At 61.4% G+C, this 4969-nt stretch carries 8 protein-coding genes and 1 tRNA gene; all 9 read left to right on the forward strand.

The window, feature by feature from the left end:
- The coding region (locus E5W70_RS22540; protein WP_292662584.1) for a group II truncated hemoglobin at positions 1–394 on the forward strand (394 nt) is incomplete at its 5' end.
- A 42-nt stretch (positions 395–436) separates the two neighbouring features.
- On the forward strand, positions 437–1039 hold the full coding sequence (locus E5W70_RS22545; protein ID WP_366509728.1) for a hypothetical protein: 603 nt from the start codon (positions 437–439) through the stop codon (positions 1037–1039).
- A gap of 77 nt (positions 1040–1116) precedes the next feature.
- A tRNA-Trp gene (locus E5W70_RS22550) sits at positions 1117–1192 on the forward strand.
- A 364-nt stretch (positions 1193–1556) separates the two neighbouring features.
- Complete coding sequence (gene secE / locus E5W70_RS22555; RefSeq protein ID WP_023680439.1) at positions 1557–1760, forward strand: preprotein translocase subunit SecE; 204 nt, start codon at positions 1557–1559, stop codon at positions 1758–1760.
- Positions 1761–1787: 27 nt separating this feature from the next.
- Positions 1788–2315 (forward strand): transcription termination/antitermination protein NusG, encoded by a 528-nt coding sequence (gene nusG, locus E5W70_RS22560; RefSeq protein WP_006333333.1) that lies wholly within the window; start codon positions 1788–1790, stop codon positions 2313–2315.
- Positions 2316–2476: 161 nt separating this feature from the next.
- Complete coding sequence (rplK, locus tag E5W70_RS22565) at positions 2477–2905, forward strand: 50S ribosomal protein L11 (protein WP_023680440.1); 429 nt, start codon at positions 2477–2479, stop codon at positions 2903–2905.
- Positions 2906–2909: 4 nt separating this feature from the next.
- A complete protein-coding gene (rplA, locus tag E5W70_RS22570; protein WP_023680441.1) occupies positions 2910–3608 on the forward strand; it encodes a 50S ribosomal protein L1 in 699 nt (232 codons plus the stop codon).
- Positions 3609–4000: 392 nt separating this feature from the next.
- Entirely contained in the window at positions 4001–4519 is a 519-nt protein-coding gene (gene rplJ / locus E5W70_RS22575) for a 50S ribosomal protein L10 (protein ID WP_008875657.1), read from the forward strand.
- 54 nt (positions 4520–4573) lie between these two features.
- Complete coding sequence (rplL, locus tag E5W70_RS22580) at positions 4574–4951, forward strand: 50S ribosomal protein L7/L12 (RefSeq protein ID WP_023680442.1); 378 nt, start codon at positions 4574–4576, stop codon at positions 4949–4951.
- The last annotated feature ends 18 nt before the right edge of the window (positions 4952–4969 follow it).

A 4969-nucleotide genomic window follows, 5' to 3' on the forward strand; every position in this document is an offset into this window, starting at 1 on the left:
AAAAGTGTTACCCATGTGTCCGGTACAAAACGTCACCTATGTCTCGGGTCGCTCACATGTCGCCGCCTTCATCGGCGAGGTATTCGGCGGACCGAAAACCTACAGCGAGAAGCATGGCGGCCATCGCGAGATGGTGATGCATCATCTCGGCAAGCATCTGACCGAGGAGCAGCGCCGGCGCTGGATCAATCTTCTCGCCGACGCCGCCGACGAGATCGGGCTGCCTGACGATCCCGAATTCCGCTCTGCCTTCATGGCCTATATCGAATGGGGATCGCGGCTGGCAAAGATGAACTCCAACAAGGGCCCGACCTGCGATCCCGAGACGGAACCAATGCCGGCCTGGGGGTGGGGGGTGCCGGGCGGCCCTTACAAGCCGCCTTCGGGAGACTGACCGGGCACGAATCGGTCGAAAACCCTGCCGCCAGGAAAACGGGTGGCTAAGGAGGTCTCGGTCCTCCAGGCTAACGGTTTAACGTCGCCGTCGAATGGCGGGGCCACATTGAAAACCGGAGGCTTTGCGATGAGATCGGAAGGCAAGAAAAATTCAGACAGCGTCTTTGAAGGCAATCGCGGATCCCGAAATCCGTTTGGCGTCATGGACGTCCCCACTCCCGACGACGAGGAGGTGTCGGCGTTCGCCGCCGGCGTGAAACTGGAGGGAACTGCAAGCGATGAAAACGCCGAAGCCTGGGGCACCGAAAACGACCGCGACCGCAACGACACCATCGAAGGCAGCTGGTCCAGCCGATGGAACGGCGGTGCCGATCCCGCGATTCCAGGCGATAGCAAGGATAAATGGAAGTCTGGCCGGGGCGAGGTGAAGGCGGCGGGAGAGAGAGTTTACCTGCTGTTCGATTGGCATGGTGGCGTGCGCAAGGGGCTCATCGATGCGCGGCGCCAGGGTGCGAAAGGGCTGGTGGGAAAATATATCAATCTGACCGACCGACGAATCGTGCGTCCCTGGGTCGGCTTGATCGTCAGCAATCGACGGATCGACGGGAAATGGCCGGGAGGACGCCTGGACTTTCGAAGATGAAGGCTGGGCAGCGCACGTCGCTCTTTACAGAGCGCGCGGAAGCTTTTAGGAAGCGCCTGCTGCGCCGACATGCGCATACGGGCATAGCTCAGTTGGTAGAGCGGCGGTCTCCAAAACCGCAGGTCGTAGGTTCGAGCCCTGCTGCCCGTGCCATTCTTTGAATGGGTACCTAAAAACCATTCTTTTGCAGTGCGGCCTTTGAAAATCGGCTTGTGACTTGCCATATAGCATAAGTTGCGGCATAAGGGCCGCATAGCCGGGACGGGACGACTGGATGGTTCCGAGGCGGCGTTTGGTCATAAAGCGGACACTTGCCACTTGCGTGGATCAAGAATCGGTTTTATGTAGACGAAACAGACACGCGACGCGTGGAGCTGGGAAGCCGGCTTTACGCGTCTGATTTGCATGGGCGAAATGATTGCGCTGATTCGGCGCGAACGCACGCTCAAGCGGCACGTCCCGGCCAGCGGGATCATCCAGGAGACCCGGCCAACGGGTCTTGCAGACAGAGCGGCATATGGCTTCGAAAACCACAAATCCTTTCACCTTTCTCCAGCAGGTTCGCGCGGAGACCGCCAAGGTCACTTGGCCGTCGCGGCGCGAAACGATGATCTCGACGGTGATGGTCCTTGTGTTCGCGGTCATCGCGATGATCTTTTTCTTTACCGCAGACGTGGCCATGGGCTTTGCGGTCGAAAAAATCCTCGGCCTCGGACAGTAAGTCCGGCGATTACGGAGAAGTCTTGAAATGACCGCGCGGTGGTACATCGTCCACGCCTACTCGAACTTTGAAAAGAAGGTCGCCGAGGACATTGAGAACAAGGCCAAGCAGAAGGGCCTGTCCGCCGACATCGAGCAGATCGTGGTGCCGACCGAGAAGGTCGTCGAGATCCGCCGCGGCCGCAAGGTCGATGCCGAGCGCAAGTTCTTTCCGGGCTATGTGCTGCTGAAGGCCAATCTGACCGACGCCGTGTTCTCGCTCGTCAAGAACACGCCGAAGGTCACCGGTTTCCTGGGCGACTCCAAGCCGGTGCCGATCACCGAAGCCGAGGCCCAGCGTATCCTGAACCAGGTTCAGGAAGGCGTCGAGCGGCCGAAGCCGTCGGTGACGTTCGAGATCGGCGAAGCGATCCGCGTTTCGGATGGACCATTCGCGTCGTTCAACGGTTTCGTCCAGGAAGTGGACGAGGAGCGGGCGCGGCTCAAGGTAGAAGTTTCGATCTTCGGGCGCGCCGTGCCGGTCGATCTGGAATTCGGACAGGTCGAGAAGGGCTGATCCGAAATCCCTGCACCGGTTTCGGCGGCAGGGAAGGCGGCGCGGAGATCGCGCGGCCAAAAACGGGTGGGAGGCGAATGCGGCTTTAGCCGGGCCGCGCGGACCGCACCACCAGACTGCAACCGCCGGCAAGACCGGCATGAGAAAAGGCAGGAAGAGAGATGGCTAAGAAAATTGCAGGCCAGCTCAAGCTCCAGGTTTCCGCGGGATCGGCCACGCCGTCGCCCCCGATCGGCCCGGCGCTTGGTCAGCGTGGCATCAACATCATGGAGTTCTGTAAGGCGTTCAACGCGCAGACCCAGGAAATGGAAAAGGGCTCGCCGGTTCCGGTCGTCATCACCTACTACCAGGACAAGTCGTTCACCTTCGTCATGAAGACGCCGCCGGTGAGCTACTTCCTGAAGAAGGCCGCGAACCTGAAGTCGGGCTCGAAGGAGCCGGGCAAGGTCAAGGCCGGCACGATCGGCCGCGACAAGGTGCGCGCCATCGCCGAGCAGAAGATGAAGGATCTGAACGCAAACGACGTCGAGGCGGCCATGCGCATGGTCGAGGGCTCCGCCCGCTCGATGGGTCTGGAAGTGGTGGGCTGAGATCATGGCAAAGATTGCAAAGCGTGTATCGAAGACCCGCGAAGGCATCGATCCCAACAAGGCTTACGCTTTGGGTGAGGCGCTGAAGCTGCTCAAGGATCGCTCCTCGGTGAAGTTCGACGAGACGATCGAAGTCGCGATGAACCTCGGCGTCGACCCCCGCCATGCCGACCAGATGGTCCGCGGCGTGGTCAACCTGCCGAACGGCACCGGCCGCAGCGTTCGCGTCGCCGTCTTCGCGCGTGGCGACAAGGCCGAGGAGGCCAAGGCCGCCGGCGCCGACATCGTCGGAGCCGAGGATCTGGTCGACATCGTCCAGAAGGGCACGATCGACTTCGACCGCTGCATCGCCACGCCGGACATGATGCCGCTGGTCGGACGTCTCGGCAAGGTGCTCGGCCCGCGCGGCATGATGCCGAACCCGAAGGTCGGCACCGTCACCACCGACGTTACCGCCGCCGTCAAGGCATCGAAGGGCGGCGCCGTCGAGTTCCGCGTCGAGAAGGCCGGCATCGTTCATGCCGGCGTCGGCAAGGTCTCGTTCGACGTCAAGGCGCTGGAAGAAAACGTCCGCGCCTTCGCTGACGCGGTGACCAGGGCAAAGCCGGCCGGTGCCAAGGGCAACTACGTCAAGAAGGTGTCGGTCACCTCGACGATGGGCCCGGGCCTCAAGCTCGATGTCTCGACGCTCGCTGCGTCCTGATACGAACAATTGGATCGGCCGCTAAAACGCTGATCCGTGAAAGAATTCCGGGCCTCCGACCTGTCGGCGGCCCGGTACCGGAAGTCGAAAGGCTTCCGGACATCCTGTCCGAGATTGCAGGCGGCCCCCAAGCCTTAGGTGATGTGGGCCTTAATTCATGTGGGCCTGCATGAGACGGGTGAAGACCGGACAAAGGAGCCACAAGCTCCAATGAAAGGTTCGAACCGTGTTTGCCTTTTGTCTGCGCACCGTCCGGCTTGCCGGCAGGTGTGGCGAAAGGGGGCAGGATCCTCGAGCGTCGTTCGGGAGATCCGTTACTGGATGGCCCGGCCGGCAAAAGGCAACCCGACGCCTGTCCTTCGTAGAGGGCAGGGGTCAACTGGAGATAGGCAGTGGACAGAGCGGAAAAACGCGAACTCGTCACGGGCCTGAATGATGCGTTTTCAAGCGCGGGTTCAGTCGTCGTGGCCCACTACGCCGGTATCACTGTCGCGCAAATGAACGACCTTCGGTCGAAAATGCGCGCCGCCGGTGGCACCGTCAAAGTCGCGAAGAACCGTCTCGCCAAAATCGCTCTTCAGGGCACGGACTCCGCATCGATCATCGAGCTGTTCAAGGGACAGACGCTGATCGCCTATTCGGAGGATCCGATTGCGGCGCCGAAGGTCGCGTCCGATTTCGCCAAGGGGAATGACAAGCTCGTCATTCTCGGCGGCGCAATGGGCACCACCTCGCTCAACGCCGACGGTGTGAAGGCACTCGCCACACTTCCGTCGCTCGATGAGCTGCGCGCCAGGCTGGTTGGCATGATCGCCACGCCGGCAACCCGGATCGCCCAGATCGTCAATGCGCCTGCGGCTTCGGTCGCGCGCGTCATCGGCGCTTACGCCCGGAAGGACGAGGCGGCATGAGGCCGTTCCTCGCTATCACAAACACACGTTCGAACCTTATGAAGGAACATTGCAATGGCTGATCTGGCAAAGATCGTAGACGACCTTTCGAAGCTGACCGTCCTCGAGGCGGCCGAGCTGTCGAAGCTTCTTGAAGAAAAGTGGGGCGTTTCCGCCGCTGCTCCGGTGGCGGTTGCCGCTGCCGGCGGCGCTGCGGCCGCTGCTGCTCCGGTCGAGGAAAAGACGGAATTCGACGTCGTCCTCACCGAGGCAGGCGCTCAGAAGATCAACGTCATCAAGGAAGTTCGCGCCATCACCGGTCTTGGCCTCAAGGAAGCCAAGGACCTGGTCGAGGCGGCTCCGAAGCCGGTCAAGGAAGCCGTTTCCAAGGCCGACGCGGACAAGTTCAAGGCCCAGCTGGAAGCAGCCGGCGCCAAGGTTGAACTGAAGTAAGCGTTGAGTACCGGCGGA

Source organism: Mesorhizobium sp. (assembly GCF_005063415.1).
GTDB lineage: Bacteria > Pseudomonadota > Alphaproteobacteria > Rhizobiales > Rhizobiaceae > Mesorhizobium.

Bases quoted from the DNA above. Each gene is read 5' to 3' on its own strand.
- secE (WP_023680439.1), top strand. From the start codon at position 1,557: ATGGCTTCGAAAACCACAAATCCTTTCACCTTTCTCCAGCAGGTTCGC.
- rplL (WP_023680442.1), top strand. From the start codon at position 4,574: ATGGCTGATCTGGCAAAGATCGTAGACGACCTTTCGAAGCTGACCGTC.
- nusG (WP_006333333.1), top strand. From the start codon at position 1,788: ATGACCGCGCGGTGGTACATCGTCCACGCCTACTCGAACTTTGAAAAG.
- rplK (WP_023680440.1), top strand. From the start codon at position 2,477: ATGGCTAAGAAAATTGCAGGCCAGCTCAAGCTCCAGGTTTCCGCGGGA.
- rplA (WP_023680441.1), top strand. From the start codon at position 2,910: ATGGCAAAGATTGCAAAGCGTGTATCGAAGACCCGCGAAGGCATCGAT.